The sequence below is a fragment of the Paenibacillus oleatilyticus genome (genome assembly GCF_018998565.1).
In the GTDB taxonomy this organism is placed as follows: Bacteria; Bacillota; Bacilli; order Paenibacillales; family NBRC-103111; genus Paenibacillus_G; species Paenibacillus_G oleatilyticus.
In genome coordinates this window covers 16,232-31,870 of sequence record NZ_JAHNZO010000019.1, presented here as the reverse complement: position 1 = coordinate 31,870, position 15,639 = coordinate 16,232, and the positions used below count along the sequence as shown (strand labels likewise).

Genomic DNA, 15,639 nt, shown 5'->3' with positions numbered 1-15,639 from the left:
CGTCCTTCAGAACACGAGAATGAATGAAGATCCAATTTCGTTTCATTATATTACCGGAGGGATTTACATGAATATGGATAAACGTATACTGCCGGAATTAAGAGAGGCTTTTGAACAATTTCCAGGGTTTCAATTGGAAGAGAATTTGGAGTGGAGTAGAAGTCTGGTGTCGGCTCCGCCTGTGAAGAAATCAGAGCATGTACATACAACCAGTCAAACGATTCCGGGTGCTGCAGGTGAGATGCTGGCTAAAATTTACGAACCTGCCGGACGAAAAGGTGACAAGCTTCCAGCCATGCTGTGGATTCACGGAGGCGGATATGTGATGGGACATCCTGATATGGACGACGAGTTGTGCGAACGCTTCGTTCAGACGGCTGGATGTGTTGTCGTGTCGGTGGATTACAGGCTTGCTCCCGAGAACCCTTACCCAGCGGCTATCGAAGATTGTTATGCCGGCCTGGTCTGGATGATAGAGGAGGCGGAATCGCTAGGAATTGATGTGAACCGGGTTGCCATTGCCGGCGCAAGCGGAGGCGGCGGGCTGACAGCAGCACTCGCGCTGATGGCACGTGATAAAGGCGGACCGTCCATTATCTTTCAAATGCCGTTGTACCCGATGCTCGACAACCGTAACATCACGCCATCAAGCCATGAGATTACGGAAGATCGCGCAATCTGGAACCGAACGAACAACTTGGCCGCTTGGAACATGTACCTGGGCAAGGAGAACGATGCCAGCGAGTTATCTCCCTATGCGGTACCGTCGAGAGCGGACAATTTGGTAGGGCTGCCACCAACCTATACATGTGTGGGTCAGCTTGATCTGTTCCGATTATGAGACGATCGAATATGTAACACGACTTGCACAGGCAGGTGTAGATGTCGAATTTCACCTGTATCCCGGATGCTTTCACCTTTTTGAAAGTTTCGTTCCAGAAGCGGAAGTAAGTCAGCGCGCCGTTCAGAGCTATCTGGATGCGATGGCCCGGGCATTTCATACTTAATCTATTTAGATTGTAAAAATCGACACGGATATACGTAAAGGCCGTAAAACAGCTTCCATTGCGGTCAATAATGAAACCATTAGTGTCAAGGAGCATCTTCTCCTTCAAGGGAGAGGATGCTCTTTGTTGCAGCCTCTCCAACGACGGTGTACGGTATATGCAGCGCTTCAAGTTGATGCAGGTTTATCACCAATCATGTTGCTCCGGATACAGATGTCGATCCGTAAAGACTTTTTTCCTTCGAACCCAGATCCTCTTTTTCGAAGCTCTAAATGTTGGGAATCCAAAAATATGCCTAGCTGGAACAACCTCGACTATGACGCCTACAGTCGCCGAAGGATGTTTCAATTTTCCGTAGGTACGTTCTAAACACTGTTTTGCCGACATCAAGACCACGGACCGAATCCAGTTTCAATTCCTTATAGGTACGTTCTAAACCGAATCCAGACGACGCTGCCTAAGCTGACCGCTAAGGAGTTTTTCCTTATAGGTACGTTCTAAACGGCTGTTTGGCGGCCGAAGGCCACCATACCGACCGAAGTTTCAATTCCTTATAGGTACGTTCTAAACGCGTTCGGTCGTACTGTGGAATCAAACGAGCTTATCGGTTTCAATTCCTTATAGGTACGTTCAAAACGAATTATACAAGTCCCAAATCAAAGAGTTTGACTCGTTTCAATTCCTTATAGGTACGTTCAAAACTTCGCGTATCGGCAATTGCACAGTCAGAACAAACTCTAGTTTCAATTCCTCATAGGTACGTTCAAAACCCACAAAAACGCCGTCGTTACGCTATTCCCACATATCTAACAAACAATTCTCCCTTACACCAGCTACCAAAATCTCTGTTACCACGCTGCCCTCATTGTCGTCGATCCCCCGGCTTTTTTGCAGCATTGGAGGTCGACGACACAAATGCGTAGTTACATTATAAATCTTTACCCGTTTTTTTCCAACAGAATTCAACTCTGCTTTGGTTAGTTTCTATATTGCATAAGCTAATTCTACCTCTTTAATGTCCTTACCTTCAAATTCTTCCAGCAGCCGATCACAAAGAACGAGACGGACTCCTAAATTATAACTCCCCTGCCTATTTATCCCTAACCCTACCCCTCAGCAACCGCCACCCAATGCCCCTTCTTCACTTCAACAAAGCTTGAGCGCTCCAAGCCGTATGGGTCCGCCTTCGAGGACTCCTCTACAGCGGTGAACGTCTTCTGCGATTCCACCTTCGGGTCAGGAACCGGGATCGCGGCCAGCAGCGACTTCGTGTAGGCATGCTGCGGATTCTCGTACAGCTCCTCGCTTTCAGCCAGCTCCACGATCTTGCCTTTATACATCACCGCCACGCGGTCACTGATATGCTTAACCATCGACAAATCGTGCGCGATAAACAGATAGGTAAGACCCAATCGCTGCTGCAGCTCTTCCAGAAGCTTCACGATCTGCGACTGGATCGAGACGTCTAGAGCCGACAACGGCTCATCGCACACGATAAATTCCGGCTCGATGGCCAGAGTGCGTGCGATGCCAATCCGCTGGCGTTGACCTCCCGAGAATTCGTGAGGATACCGCATGGCATGCGCAGGACTAAGTCCGACCATATCAAGCAGCTCTTCGACCCGCTTCTGCCGCTCCTTTTTTCCTCCTGCGATCCGGTGCACGTCCAGCGCTTCGCCAATGATATCAACGATGCGAAGACGCGGGTTCAACGAGGCGTACGGATCTTGGAAAATCATCTGCATATAGCGCCGCATCGTCTTCATTTCACCACGGTTGAGCCGATTCAGCGCGATCCCTTTGAAAAGCACCTCGCCCCCGGTAGGCTCGTTCAGACGAAGAATCGCTCGCCCTGTCGTCGACTTACCGCTCCCGGATTCGCCTACGACGCCAAGCGTCTCGCCGGCCCGGATATCGAAGCTGATATCGTTGACCGCCTTGACGATTTGCCCCTTCCCAAGATCAAAATACTGCTTCAGCGCCCGCACCTCCAGCAACGGTCGATCCTCGGCCGATCTCGCGATGAGCGGCGCGGGCTTCGGCTTCTTCTTCTCGTCCAACCGGGGCAGCGCGTTCAGCAGCCGGATCGTATAAGGATGCTTCGGCGAGTAGAAAATCTCTTCCGTCGTGCCGGTCTCGACGATCTCGCCTTCCTTCATGACGACGACGCGGTCGCACATGCCGGCAACGACTCCCAAGTCGTGCGTAATGAGGATGATCGAGGTGCCGAGCTTTAGTTGAAGCTCCTTCATTTGGTGCAAAATCTGCGCCTGTATCGTTACGTCCAACGCAGTTGTCGGTTCGTCGGCGATCAGCAGCGACGGACGGCAAGCGAGCGCGATGGCAATCATCACCCGCTGGCGCATGCCGCCGGAAAATTCATGAGGATACTGCATATAGCGCGCCTCGCTATACGGGATGCCAACCATCCGCAGCATCTCGATCGCTTCCCTGCGCGCCTCCGTTTTGGAGAGCTTCCGGTGCTTGATCAAGCTCTCCTCGATCTGCTTGCCGATCCGCATGGTCGGGTTGAGCGAGGACATCGGGTCCTGAAAAATCATTCCGATCTCCCGCCCCCGGATCTGCTCCATCTCCTGTTCGGTTTTATGGGCCAGATTCTGGCCTTGGAATAAAATCTCTCCGCCCTTCACCATCGAGGGCGGCGAGGGCAGCAGACGCATGATCGTGCGCGCCGTGACGCTCTTGCCGCTGCCGGATTCTCCGACGATCCCGAGCGTCTCGCCTTTGCGTACCTCGAAGCTCACATTCCGGACGGCTTCGACTTCTTTATCGCGAGAATAAAATGAAACGGATAATTGGTTCACCTGCAATAACGTATCCATGGAGTCACCTGCGTCAAATCGTAAATTTTGAAAAAAACTTGGCATCGTCGTCGTTAGTAATTGTTGACATTTTTCGACCCTTATCTTAAAATCTACTATAACAATCGGAATAATGCAAATAGTAAAATGCTAATTTACTTGAAAGGGAGCGCACAAGCTTGACAGGGCAAACGGTCGTGACAGGTTCCCGTCTCGTTGACCGAATCGGGAACATCTACTCCAAAATGTTGCTGCACCCGGCTTATCGTTTCCTGCTGCTGCTCTCAGGGGCGCCCGTAAACGTAATCGTCGGCATCGTCTACTTATATGGACGCAAACGGAAGGCGCATCAGGAACTGCGCCGAAGTCTGGAACGCAAACTGCTGGAATCCGGCTACCGGGACCGGATTTTATCGGAAACAAAGGAGCAGTTGATCCGGAAGCATCATTTTTTCAACCAACAGGTCGATCAGAAACAGTTGGAGCATGAAGCGGAGCGCATCACCGCCGAAAAATTCAAGGAAGCGCTGCAGCGCCAGGTCGAAGCTCATCTGGAGCAGCACCACGAGAGACAGGTCACGTTTGCGGAGACGTTTCGGATGTTGATCCAAAACCCGGCGTTTCTGGCTGTAACTTTCCTGCCGGGCATCCTGATGTATGCGCTGATCGGAATTTACGGCAACGCTTATCTGAAATACATCGTGGAGCGGCTGGTCATGACGGTGCTGGTCATTTTCGGCGTCGCCTTCCTGGTCTTCACGATCCTGTACATATCGCCGATGGAGCCGGCCGCCAATATTCTCGGGGAAACCGCAACCGCCGAACAGATTGCCGCATTCAAAAAGCTGTACGGACTGGATCAGCCTTATCTGGTTCAGCTCTGGGATACGCTAAGAGGCATCCTGACCTTCGATCTCGGCAAATCGTTTGCCGGTAACGAGGAAGTTACGACGGCCATCGCCAATAAATTCCCCGTGACGCTGACACTAACGGTGATATCCACGATCGTCGCGGTGCTCATCGCCCTGCCGATCGGCATTATATCGGCGACGCGGCCGAATTCGTTTTTCGATTATACGTTTATGTTCATCGCGCTGCTCGGCTTGTCGATCCCGAACTTCTGGCAAGGCTTGATCTTTATCCTGAATTTTTCGATCAAGCTGCAATGGCTTCCCGCTACGTATAATCCGGAGAATTGGCTTTCGATGATCATGCCGGTTATCGTTCTGGGCACGGGCCTAACGGCGGCGGTTGCGCGGATGACCCGCTCTTCCACGCTTGAGGTCATTCACGAGGATTACATTACGACCGCCAAAGCCAAGGGGCTGTCCCGCAGGCGCGTCCTGTGGAGGCACGCGGTAGGCAACGCGCTAATCCCGATCATTACGGTCATCGGACTTCAGTTCGGCGGAATGCTCGGAGGGTCAGCCGTAACCGAGAAGGTGTTCAACATTAACGGCATCGGGAGCTATATCGTGGACAAGCAGTTCATCCCGGACATTCCTGCGATTATTGGCGGCGTCGTCTATACCGCGATCGCAATCTCTATCGTCAATGTCGTGATCGATATTTTGTACGCCTTTTTCGATCCAAGAATCCGTTCAAAAATGAAACAATACTAGCAGGTGGCAGCCGTGAATACCATTCAACCAAACAAACATGAAATCCACTTCCGGCTAGCCTCTTGCCCGGAATACAGTCAAGCCGGCTTCTCCGGCATCGCTTCGCTCGGAATCGCCCTGTTGCTGCTGCTGAACAGCTACGATTGGTCCGGCGCGGTCTGGAAGCCGACCGTCTTGGCTGCATGCGCCGCCTATCTCGTTTTTGGGCTGCTGCAGTTAGCGGTTAAGTTCCTGATCAAAAGAGACCTACTTCGCAGCGGCGAGCTGCAACGGAGGACTCGCCGATTAGGCTACGTGCTGCTGCTCAGCTTGCTGACAGCCAATATTTTCGTCGGGACGGCGGCTTTCCAGCTCATCAAACGCAAAAAGAGCGCCGCCTACACGTTGGCCTTTTATACGCTGCTAACGACCTTGTTCGTCTTTGCCGTCTCGGCCTTGAACGTATTCAAGCCTTACGTCGCCAATACGTTCCTGCAAGGCATGATGCTGCTCATCGTGGCAGCCGTGCTCCAACTGGTCGCCTTGCTGCTGGTGGCGCGCTACGCAGATGACAAGATTTTACCCAAGTGGATGTGGATCGTCGCCATCGCGCTGTTGGCAACCGCCGTAACAGGCAATCTGTTCGCCCTGTTCCTGGGCCTTCTGTTGATCGCCAAGCTGCGCGACAAGGAACAGCTGTCGGACTCGAAGCTCCACCATGCCGTCGAGCGCCTGTCCAGAAGCTCCACCTCGATGCTCGGCCTGTTTTTTATTTGTTTCCTGCTTACCATCGCCGTGTGCAGCTATCTGACGTTCGATTACGGCATGGCGATCGAAAACAACTATGGGGCGATTTTGCAAGCTCCGAGCTTGGCTTACCCGCTCGGCACCGATAATTTCGGACGCGATCTGTTCTCCCGCATCGTATTCGGCGCGCGGATCTCACTGTTCGTCGGCTTTTTGTCCACGCTGATCCCCGTCGTAGTCGGAGGGATACTAGGTGCGATCTCCGGTTACTTCGGCCGGCAGACGGATAATGTGATCATGCGGGCGCTCGACATCCTGTACGCCATTCCGGGTATCCTGCTCGCGATTGCGATCATCGCGGCATTTGGCGCCAACACCATGAACCTGATTCTCGCGCTGAGCGTCGGAGCGATCCCCGCCTATGCCCGGACGATGAGGGCAAACGTCATGCTCGTCTCGACGCTCGAATACGTGCAGGCGGCGCGGGCTTTCGGCTCCGGCGATCTGTTGATTTTGTTCAAGCATATCATTCCCAACTCCATCTCCCCGATGATCGTCAAATCGACGTTGACCATCGGGAGCGCCGTCATCTCGACCAGTAGCTTAAGCTTTCTCGGTCTTGGCGTCGAGCCGCATATCCCGGAGTGGGGCAACATTCTCAAGGTCGGCAGCGCGTATCTGGAGTCGCATTCGTTTACGGCCATCTACCCGGGTCTGGCGATCATCGCGCTGGTCCTCTCCTTCAATTTCCTGGGAGACGGTCTCCGCGACGCGCTCGATCCGAAGCTGGAATAAAGCTGCCGGTCCCGGCAAGCAGCGCATTCGGAATCCTCATCCATACTCTAGCTCCCTTCCGGGTTCTCGAATCCTGCAGGAGCGATAAATGAATGTGTGTGAGTTCATATTTTCAAAACTTATTTTCACCAGGAGGGACTTCCATTGAAGAAAAAGGGGAAATTGCTCATTCCGGCGATTCTCAGCGTGTCGCTTATGCTGAGCGGATGCACTTTAACAACCAAGGACGAACAGGCGCAATCCAAGCCGTCGTCAGAGCAGCCGGTGGGCGACGGTAGCAAGGTCGATATCGAACTGCTCGCTATGAGCTCCGGAGAGGCGGACGTCAACATCATCCGCGATCAACTGACCAAGAACGGTTTCAACGTAAAACTGAACCTTCAACCGGACTATGGCTCGTTCAAGGCACAGCAGGACGCAGGCAATTACGACATCTCCCTGTCGGGCTGGACCACGGTAACCGGCAACCCGGATTACGCCGTGCGCTCGCTATTCAAAACGGGCGGCGACTACAGCATCATGGCTGACAAGGAAATCGACGAGCTGATTGAGAAAGCTTCGACACAGACGCAAGGAGAGTACAAAGATACGTACAAACAGCTTGAGCAAAAGCTGGTGTTCGACAAGGCGTATATCGCGCCCCTGTACATCTCCGTCAAATCGCAAGCTTTTAACCAAGAGGTTCTGAAAAAGGAATCCGTACGACTGTCGAAATCTCGCTCCCTCCCGTGGGAAGAGCTGGATTTCAAGGATGAGGGGAAACGCGCGAAAGACCCGATTATCCTGCAATCGTCGCTGCCGACCTTGACGTCGCTCGACCCGATCAAAGGAAACGATGGCTCGATCAACATCATCAATACCAACATGTACGTGCGCTTGCTCAACCTGACGGATGACGACAAGCTGACCGCCGAAGGCTCCCTGTCGTATAATTTCGCCATCGCCGAAGGCAATACCGACTATTACTTCATCCTGCGGGACGACATCAATTTCGCTCAAATCAAGGATAAGCTGGCTGTTGATACAGGCGAGCGTGTAGGCGCAGACGATGTCATCTTCTCCCTGCTGCGCGCGAAGGACAAAAACTCGGTGCCGAACCATCGAACGTACACGCTGCATGAGCACATCAAGAACGTGGAACTCGTAACCGACCCGGCCGTTCTCGATTCGATCAAGCAATCCGGCAGCTCCGAAACGGTGAAAAGCGGTTTGGAAAAGGGCCTGGGCGCCAAAATTTCCGCGCTGGTCCCGGACAAGAAACAAGCCAACAGCAAAGAAGGCAAATACCAAGTCGTGAAGCTGACGACAACCAATCCGTTCCCGCAAGTGCTGAACTACCTGGCTCACCAATCGGCGGGCATCGTGTCCAAGAAGCAAGTCGAGAGCATCAACACGTACGATGTAGCCAAATTCGACGTCAACAAAGACATCCCATATGGCGATCAAAACACGGTAACCGAAGGCGCAAAATATAACAACACCCTGTTCACGAGCGGTCCGTACATCTTGTCTTACAAGAACGATTACGAAGCGCTCTTCCTCAAAAACCCGGCTTACATGGCGGGCACGAAGCACGAACCGAAGGTGAACAATATCAAGATCCGCTTTATCAAAGAAGCCGATAGTTCGCTATCCGCGCTGCGCAGCGGCGAGATTCACCTGTTCTACAGCGTGCCGGAGACGAAGTTCGACATCGTCAAAAGCGACAGCAAGCTTTCGCTGCAAACCATGCCGAGCAACGCCGTCTCGTACCTGCTGTTCAACACGAAAAACCGTGAAGTGGCGAAAAGCGCCGATTTGAGAAAGGCGGTGCTCTACTCCATCAATCAAGACGAGTTCCTCGCTTACTACAAAAACAATAAATTCAAAGCCGTATCGACGGTCAGCCCGATCGTCCAAACCGGCCTTGAGCTCAAAGCCGATGCCGGCAAAGCCAAAGAGTTCCTGAACGCTTACAAAGCTGGCAAAAAATAAGGATTTCAACGATAATGAAAAGAGACTGCCTCAACTGGGCGGTCTCTTTCTTCACAAACTTTCGAACGTCTATAAAATAAGGAGCGATCATCCATGTCTTCTTCCGATAAAAGTAAAGCCAAGCTGTCGCAATGGGATGCCCTGATGCTGGAATCGTTAAACGCCTACGGTTGGTCCAAGGAGGAACGGCTTCGCCGCATCCATGCGGGCGAGCTGCCTCAGGACGAGAGCAAATTCAAGTTCGATTACAAGCTACTGACCGAGTCGGCCGCCAGCGACCCGACTGCCTTCGAAGACGCCGTCTACAACGGTTACCAGATCAAGTTCAGCACGCTGCGGGGCATCTCCAGTTGGCTTCTGCTCGCCTTAGGCGAGGAAGCCGAGCTCAGCCTGGAGCCCGGACAAGAGTCGGTCTCCGCCAAGCTGACCGTGGAGGAGCGTGACCGCCTGGCATCGACGCTGTCGTACGGCTGGGTCATCCACGGCGAGCACACGGGAGCGGCCGATGAGAAGTCGGCCTACCGCATCGAGCCGCTAAACCGGTTGTAACGAAATGTGCGTGACGATGTGCTAAAGCAACGAGGCCAACGATATCATTTTCTCGTTGGCCTCGTTTTTTCGTGGATTTTAACCATTATCCTATTTCGAAGCAGGTGTATACTCACTCACTTCATAAGTGAGAATCTTATCGAAGATGACATAATCTTTCCTGCTTTTGAATGGTCCCTTGTTGTTGTCATGCTTATCAATCGCATAGGAGGCTGAACCCGTTCCCGCGGCTTTTCCTTCATACCAACTGATGAATGCTTGTACTTCCGACATGGACAGGTCGAACTCTTTTTCAAGGCCGGTATCCAAGGTAACAACCAGAAGGGCCCGCTGACTTTCTTGGGCTTGCGGGGTTGCGGAAGCTTCATTCGAGTTGCCACTTTCGCCTGCCGCATGTAAAGCGGTCACAACATAATAGTAGGTTGTGCCGTTAGTTACGGCTGTGTCGGTGTAGGATGTGCCGTATACATTGCCGGCAACGGTCATATAAGGACCGCCAGGTGTTGTGCTTCTTTTCACATTATAGCCTTTGGCATTCGGTACCGATCCCCATGTTAATGTTACTTTTGCATTTTCCGGCTTTGCCTGCAACTGCTCCGGTTCCAAAATCATGCCCAGCAATTGTCCGGAGGCGTCGATATCTACCGCATCCAGCGTCAAATATCCTGTTGTCGGCGCAACTCTCGATATTTTTACCGTATGCACTCCGCTCGACAAACCGATCTTCTCGAAAACCAAGGCTTGATAAATGAGATTATTGGAGCTTTCCGTATAAGTATAAGAGACGCCGTCGATCGTAATTTTATCCAGAGGGTCCCGTCCAGCATACATTTGAGTGATAATTCTTATTTTCGGGCCGGTAAATCTGAATTCAATTTCCGCTTTTGGATCAACGGAGTAGGATGCTGTACCGTTGTAGTTTCCGGCTTGACTGGCTCTCGGGCTGGTGTAATTGGAATAAACAATCTGCGGAGCCGTATCGTCGAATCGTTGCCATCCCTCTTCGGGTTTTGTGAGAGGAGAACCTACCGTCGCTGCAAAAGCCGAAGAAGCCGCAAACATGGTCAAAATGAAAAACAAGAATAAACCCGCCAGCTTTTTCAAAGAAATCTCTCCCTTTTCTTCTATTTCAATCAGACAATACCATTTATTTCATTTGGTCACCAAACATTTAATTACTTATTTTTCTAATTATGTAATGTTCATAGTAAATTCACTTTCTATGAAAAACACTAGTCCCCCAACCGATACAGCAATTGGGGGACCAACGTCAAATGAACCTTATTAGTATGATTTCAAAGCCGTAACCAACCGTTTCACCTCGCCCGAGGCGGTCTCGATCACCTCGTATATTTTCACCGTCAGATTGGTTTCCATCTGATCTGCTCCCGGGAGCCCGTCGACCGTCAGCTTTTGCCGGCCGGAAACCAAGCGGTTCGGCCCGACGAACGAATAGTACTGATACCCGATCGTTCTCCCCAGTCCGTCTTCAAGCTCGACTTTCATTTTGGAGAAGCTGGGGTCCGCGATCATTTGCGCGTCCTTCATTACGTCCAGATTGAGGACAAGCTTGTACGTATACGCCATAGCGTTCGTAGGCGTCTGCGTTACATACGGGAACAACGTCCAGTCTTTGAGATGAACCGTGTACGGGTAAAAAGACAACTTGGACGAATCCGACTTGTTCGATGGCTTGACGACCACGGACGCAATCGACGTTTGGTGCGGGGCGGCAGATTTGTCGTCCAACAGCCTCAGGTTGAAAATTTCCGTCGTTTCAGACGTCGGGAACACGAAAACATAACTGACGACGGAACCGGTTCCCGGCATCAGCTCTTTGAGCGTATAATTTTGTCTGCTGCCGGAGTATCTGCTGCCTTCTTTGCCGGACAGTTCCGCCCCAAAGGCCGGAATCGGAATCGGGCGCTCTCCTTTATTCGTTAATTTAAATTTGGCAATGGCCGTTTTATACCCGTCCCCACTGTTCTCTCCCACATACAGATCCGTGACGGACACCTCCAGGCTCGGGTCGATGTAGTTGTTCCACTTGTCAAAAGCAATCGGCATATTCATCCGGTATTCCTGCGGAGTCGATTCCACTTCTCTCGTTCCCTGATTCGGGAACCGAATGGCTAGTTTGCCTACGGAAAAATGAACGGCTCCGGCTGTCTTCTGTTCGCCCTGCGCAACGAATTGCTCGGAGGCTAACACGTTGAGGCTGCTGATCTCCCCGTTAAAATCCATATCCGTCGGAATCGCATAATAAATGAATCGTTTCTTGCCGGGCTCCAGAGCAATCGCTTCCTTCTCCACCCGGTTGCCATGGTAAATCTGCTGCGCGGTTTTGGCATCCAGCGAAAAGGCAGGGATCATTTCCCGCTGCTCCGAAGGATTCTCGACCAGCAGCTTGATCAACATTTCGATTCCTTGCGGTGTGTGATTCTTGGTATAGCCTACGGGAGTATACAGCAATTGCGAATCCAGAGTAGGAATCCGGAACGATTCCCCCCAGTTCTTGACCGCCGATGGATTCATCTCGGAATAGCTTCCGTTCCAGAGCATCGAAGCGACGGGAATCGAAGCAAGCACCTTTTCTTTCTTCGGATATACGTTGAGATCCACATCGACCAGCAGCAATTCTGTCGGTTGAACGGCAGTTTTGCGCTCAACGACTTTCATATAACTGAGCTCTTCTTTGGATTTGGGCTCGATGCTGCGCAGATTCGAACGGCTGGATTGCAAAATGTATTCAAGGCCGCTGGCGGTTTTCAACCGCAGCTCATGATCCGGAACGCGGACAATCGTATCGCTATCGTTATGGAGCCGGATGACCGCGCCCAATTGAACGCCGCTTGACGTTTTCTCGTTTAATACGCTTTTTACCTCGACCCGCAGCGATTTGGCGATAGCATAAGACTCTGCTTGGGCCGGTATCTGCTGTGCTTCAAGAGCCGAGACAAAACCGGGCTGATAGACGAGTGCAGCCGAGACGACGAATGCCACCATGAGTTTTTTCCAGTTCCTATTCATTGGCTTCCTCCCAATTCATATGTCGTTTCGAGTTCGGCGCGCCGCTTCTGACGACGATCCCGCCACTCGGCAAGCTTTAAGTACATCGTCGGAACAACAATTAGCGTCAGCAGCGTGGAGAAGATGAGACCGGATATGATACATACGGCCATCGACCGCCACATGCTGCCTCCCATAAGGGCCATAGGAAGCATTCCCCCGATCGCCGCAGCGGACGTGAGCAGAATCGGCCGCAGCCTTGCCCGGCCTGACTCGGCGATGGCATCGTACAAGGTTGCGCCTTCCTTGCGGGCATCTTCGATAAATTCAATCAGCACGATGCCGTTACGAACGACGATGCCGGATAAGCTGATCAGCCCCATCAGCGCCATGAATCCGATCGGAGCGCCGGTTACGAACAAACCGATCAAAGCGCCGCCCAGAGCCAAATAGACCGTCGACAAAATTAATATCGGCGTGGACAGCGAATAGAACTGCATGGCAATAACGGTATAGATTAGCAGCATAACGATAACGGATAGTTTGCCAATCGAGATAAAGGCCGCATTGCGCTCTTGATCTTCGCCCCCGTATTCGATCTTATAGCCATCCGGCAAGTGAATATCCTTGATCGCTTTGGTCAGATCATTCTGAATGTCCGAAGCCAGACGCCCGTCGGCATAGGATTTGACCGTGATTGTTTTGGTCAAATTGCGGTGCTGAATCGCATTAACCATCTGGTTGCGTTCAAAGTTGACGAACTCCTTCACCGGATACAGCATCCCGGTTTGCGAAGGCACCAAAACGTCCTCAAGCGCTTCATAGCGGGAGACGTTCTCGTCTTCGCTATACAAGGTGACATCGATCAGCTTATTGCCGATCTGGATATCCGTCGCTTTCACGCCTTCGGTAGCCAGACGCATCGAGGCGGACAAATTTTTTTCGGTCACGCCGTAAAACTGCGCCTTGTCTTTATCCAACTGTAGATCGGACGTTGGCATCGGCGCGCCTACATCATCCTTCACATTGACAGCACCCGGAATGCTTCTCAGCTTATCCTGAACTTGTTGGGATAGGGAAGTCAGCTCCAGTAAATCCGAACCACTGATCCGGACGGCTATGGGAGCTCCGACCGGAACCCCTTGCTCCAATTCTCTTATGATGATCCCGGCATTCGGAAACATCTGGCCGAGCTGTTTGCGCCATTTAGGAACAAGCTCTTTCGTATGTGCTTTGGATTCGTCCAGACTGACGAATAATTGTCCGAGTCTTGTGCCGTACGATACGTTCTCCGAATAATAGAACCGGGGTGCCGTACGCCCCGTATAAGCAGAGACGGCGCGAACCCCTTCCTGCCGCTCGGCCCAGGCCGACAAGTTTTTCATCGTATCGACCGTCTGCTCGTAATAGCTGTCGACCGGCATTTCCACATCGACCAAAAACTCGGACCGCTCGGCGCTAGGAAAATATTCTACCCCAAGAAACGGCAGCAGCCCGTAGCTGGATGTGCCGATGATCAAGGCCGTCATCCCCGTAAGCACCGGTTTCTTCAGCAAGCGGCGAATTTGCTTTTCATAAAAAACGCTTATGCGCTCAAGAGCTCCTCCCAAAAGCCCGGGCAGCTTACCGTAATTCGTAGATTTCTTCCGGCGCAGCTGCCGTTCGGTGGACCACTGGCGGTAAATCGGGACAATCGTCAGAGACATAATCATCGACGCCGCCAAGGTAAGGCTGATTACCACCGGAATCGGCCGTATGAAATCGCCGATGTTGCCTTCCAGGAAGAACAGTGGAAAAAATGCCGCCGCCGTGGCCAAGGTAGCGGTGAGAATAGAAATGCCCACTTCCCGGCTGCCCTTCAGCGCCGCTTCGTAGGGCCGGTCGCCTAACTGAAGCCTGCGCTCGATGTTGTCATTGACTACAATGGCGTCGTCAACCAGAATCCCGAGCACGATCACAAGCGCTGCGATGGTGATTTGGTTCAAGTCAATCGAGGTCATCATCACGGGCAGAAACCCGATGGCAATGGAAATCGGAATCGCCAAAGAGACAACGACGGCCGTATTCAGCCTCAGCCCCAGAGAACAAACCAGGATGACCACTACCATCCCGATGATCAGCTCTTTGCTCAATTGCGAAAAAAGCTTATCGACGCTTTCTTTTTGCGTGAACAAGGATACCATGGTGACGTCGGACGGAAGCTGTGCTTTGAGGCGGGCCGTTTCCTCATCGATTCTCTGCTGCAAAGACGGAACGTCGACTCCCTTCTCGGCATTGATCACGATATCTACCGAAGGCTTGCCGTTGTAGAATACTTGTTCATTGACCTTCTTCGTACCCATTTTCACTTCGGCCACATCTTTCAACTTCACCGAAGGTCCTTGCTCGGGCGACCGGAAGATGACCGTATCCGCAAGATCGCTTGCCGATTTCCACTCTCCCGTCAATTGAACGTAAATGCGCTGGTTGTCCTTTTTGACGTCGCCAATAGGAATCCGGTCGTGCGTATTGGTCAGCGACTGCAGCACAACACCCCAAGGAAGCCCAAAGCCCTCAAGCTTCTTCTTTTCGAGGATCACTTTCATTTCCTTATCGGGCAAACCGGCAATTTGAACGTCACTGACTCCGGAGATCGTGCGAAGCTGTTCTTTCCAGTTATCCGCGACCGGCCGCAGCTTCTCCATATCTTCCGGACGATCGATGACCAGATGTACGATTTGAGCAGCCGTCTTGACCAGATCGTCATCCACTTCTGATTGGTAGGCGTCGGCCGGCAGTTTGCTTCTTGCAGCTTGCACCTTTTGCCGTAAGGTGTCCCACGCTTTCTTGTAATCGACGTCAGGGACCAGCTCTACGGTAATGAGCGAGACATTGACCTCGGAGGTCGATTCGATCTTTTCGATATGCTGCATTTCTTTGATCGCTTCTTCCAGCGGCTTCGTCACGAGCTGCTCCACTTTTTCCGGGGATGCCCCGGGATAGATCGTTTTGACCAGTGCGACGGAGGTCGTGATTTCGGGATTTTCCCGCTTTTTTAAGGTCGCAAGGCTAAAAAAGCCCACGAACACAAGCATGATGAAAAACAGCAGCGTAATTTTTTTGTATTTCAGCGCTTTGGCAATCAAGTCATGTCAT

At 52.0% G+C, this 15,639-nt stretch carries 8 protein-coding genes and 1 pseudogene; 5 read left to right on the top strand and 4 right to left on the bottom strand.

From position 1 onward, the window contains the following. Positions 1 to 67: 67 nt before the first annotated feature. Positions 68 to 1,007: pseudogene (locus KQX66_RS22550) on the top strand (alpha/beta hydrolase). A 1,106-nt stretch (positions 1,008 to 2,113) separates the two neighbouring features. On the opposite strand, the gene KQX66_RS22545 reads toward KQX66_RS22550, so the two are convergent. After that, a complete protein-coding gene (locus KQX66_RS22545; RefSeq protein WP_216795060.1) occupies positions 2,114 to 3,850 on the bottom strand; it encodes an ABC transporter ATP-binding protein in 1,737 nt (578 codons plus the stop codon). Positions 3,851 to 4,008: 158 nt separating this feature from the next. Here KQX66_RS22545 and KQX66_RS22540 point away from each other — a divergent pair, with 158 nt between their 5' ends. The 4 genes from KQX66_RS22540 (at position 4,009) to KQX66_RS22525 (ending at position 9,495) form a co-directional block, all read left to right on the top strand. Next, entirely contained in the window at positions 4,009 to 5,451 is a 1,443-nt protein-coding gene (locus tag KQX66_RS22540) for an ABC transporter permease (protein ID WP_216795059.1), read from the top strand. Positions 5,452 to 5,463: 12 nt separating this feature from the next. Then, complete coding sequence (locus KQX66_RS22535; RefSeq protein ID WP_216795058.1) at positions 5,464 to 6,972, top strand: ABC transporter permease; 1,509 nt, start codon at positions 5,464 to 5,466, stop codon at positions 6,970 to 6,972. A gap of 144 nt (positions 6,973 to 7,116) precedes the next feature. After that, positions 7,117 to 8,946 carry an ABC transporter substrate-binding protein gene (locus KQX66_RS22530; protein ID WP_216795057.1) on the top strand — a complete coding sequence of 610 codons (1,830 nt, stop codon included), beginning with the start codon at positions 7,117 to 7,119 and terminating at the stop codon, positions 8,944 to 8,946. Between the two features lie 93 nt (positions 8,947 to 9,039). Continuing rightward, complete coding sequence (locus tag KQX66_RS22525; RefSeq protein ID WP_216795056.1) at positions 9,040 to 9,495, top strand: hypothetical protein; 456 nt, start codon at positions 9,040 to 9,042, stop codon at positions 9,493 to 9,495. Positions 9,496 to 9,585: 90 nt separating this feature from the next. Here the strand turns inward: KQX66_RS22525 and KQX66_RS22520 are convergent, their stop codons facing one another. The 3 genes from KQX66_RS22520 to KQX66_RS22510 form a co-directional block, all read right to left on the bottom strand. After that, a complete protein-coding gene (locus KQX66_RS22520) occupies positions 9,586 to 10,599 on the bottom strand; it encodes a fibronectin type III domain-containing protein (RefSeq protein ID WP_216795055.1) in 1,014 nt (337 codons plus the stop codon). 180 nt (positions 10,600 to 10,779) lie between these two features. After that, a complete protein-coding gene (locus KQX66_RS22515; RefSeq protein ID WP_216795054.1) occupies positions 10,780 to 12,525 on the bottom strand; it encodes a hypothetical protein in 1,746 nt (581 codons plus the stop codon). Beyond that, positions 12,522 to 15,629, bottom strand: a complete 3,108-nt coding sequence (locus tag KQX66_RS22510) for an efflux RND transporter permease subunit (protein ID WP_216795053.1) — start codon at positions 15,627 to 15,629, stop codon at positions 12,522 to 12,524. Before KQX66_RS22510 ends, KQX66_RS22515 begins: the two co-directional genes overlap by 4 nt. Between the last annotated feature and the right edge of the window lie 10 nt (positions 15,630 to 15,639).

Coding starts and splice junctions, on each gene's coding strand:
- KQX66_RS22545 (WP_216795060.1), bottom strand. CDS start 3,850: ATGGATACGTTATTGCAGGTGAACCAATTATCCGTTTCATTTTATTCT.
- KQX66_RS22525 (WP_216795056.1), top strand. CDS start 9,040: ATGTCTTCTTCCGATAAAAGTAAAGCCAAGCTGTCGCAATGGGATGCC.
- KQX66_RS22515 (WP_216795054.1), bottom strand. CDS start 12,525: ATGAATAGGAACTGGAAAAAACTCATGGTGGCATTCGTCGTCTCGGCT.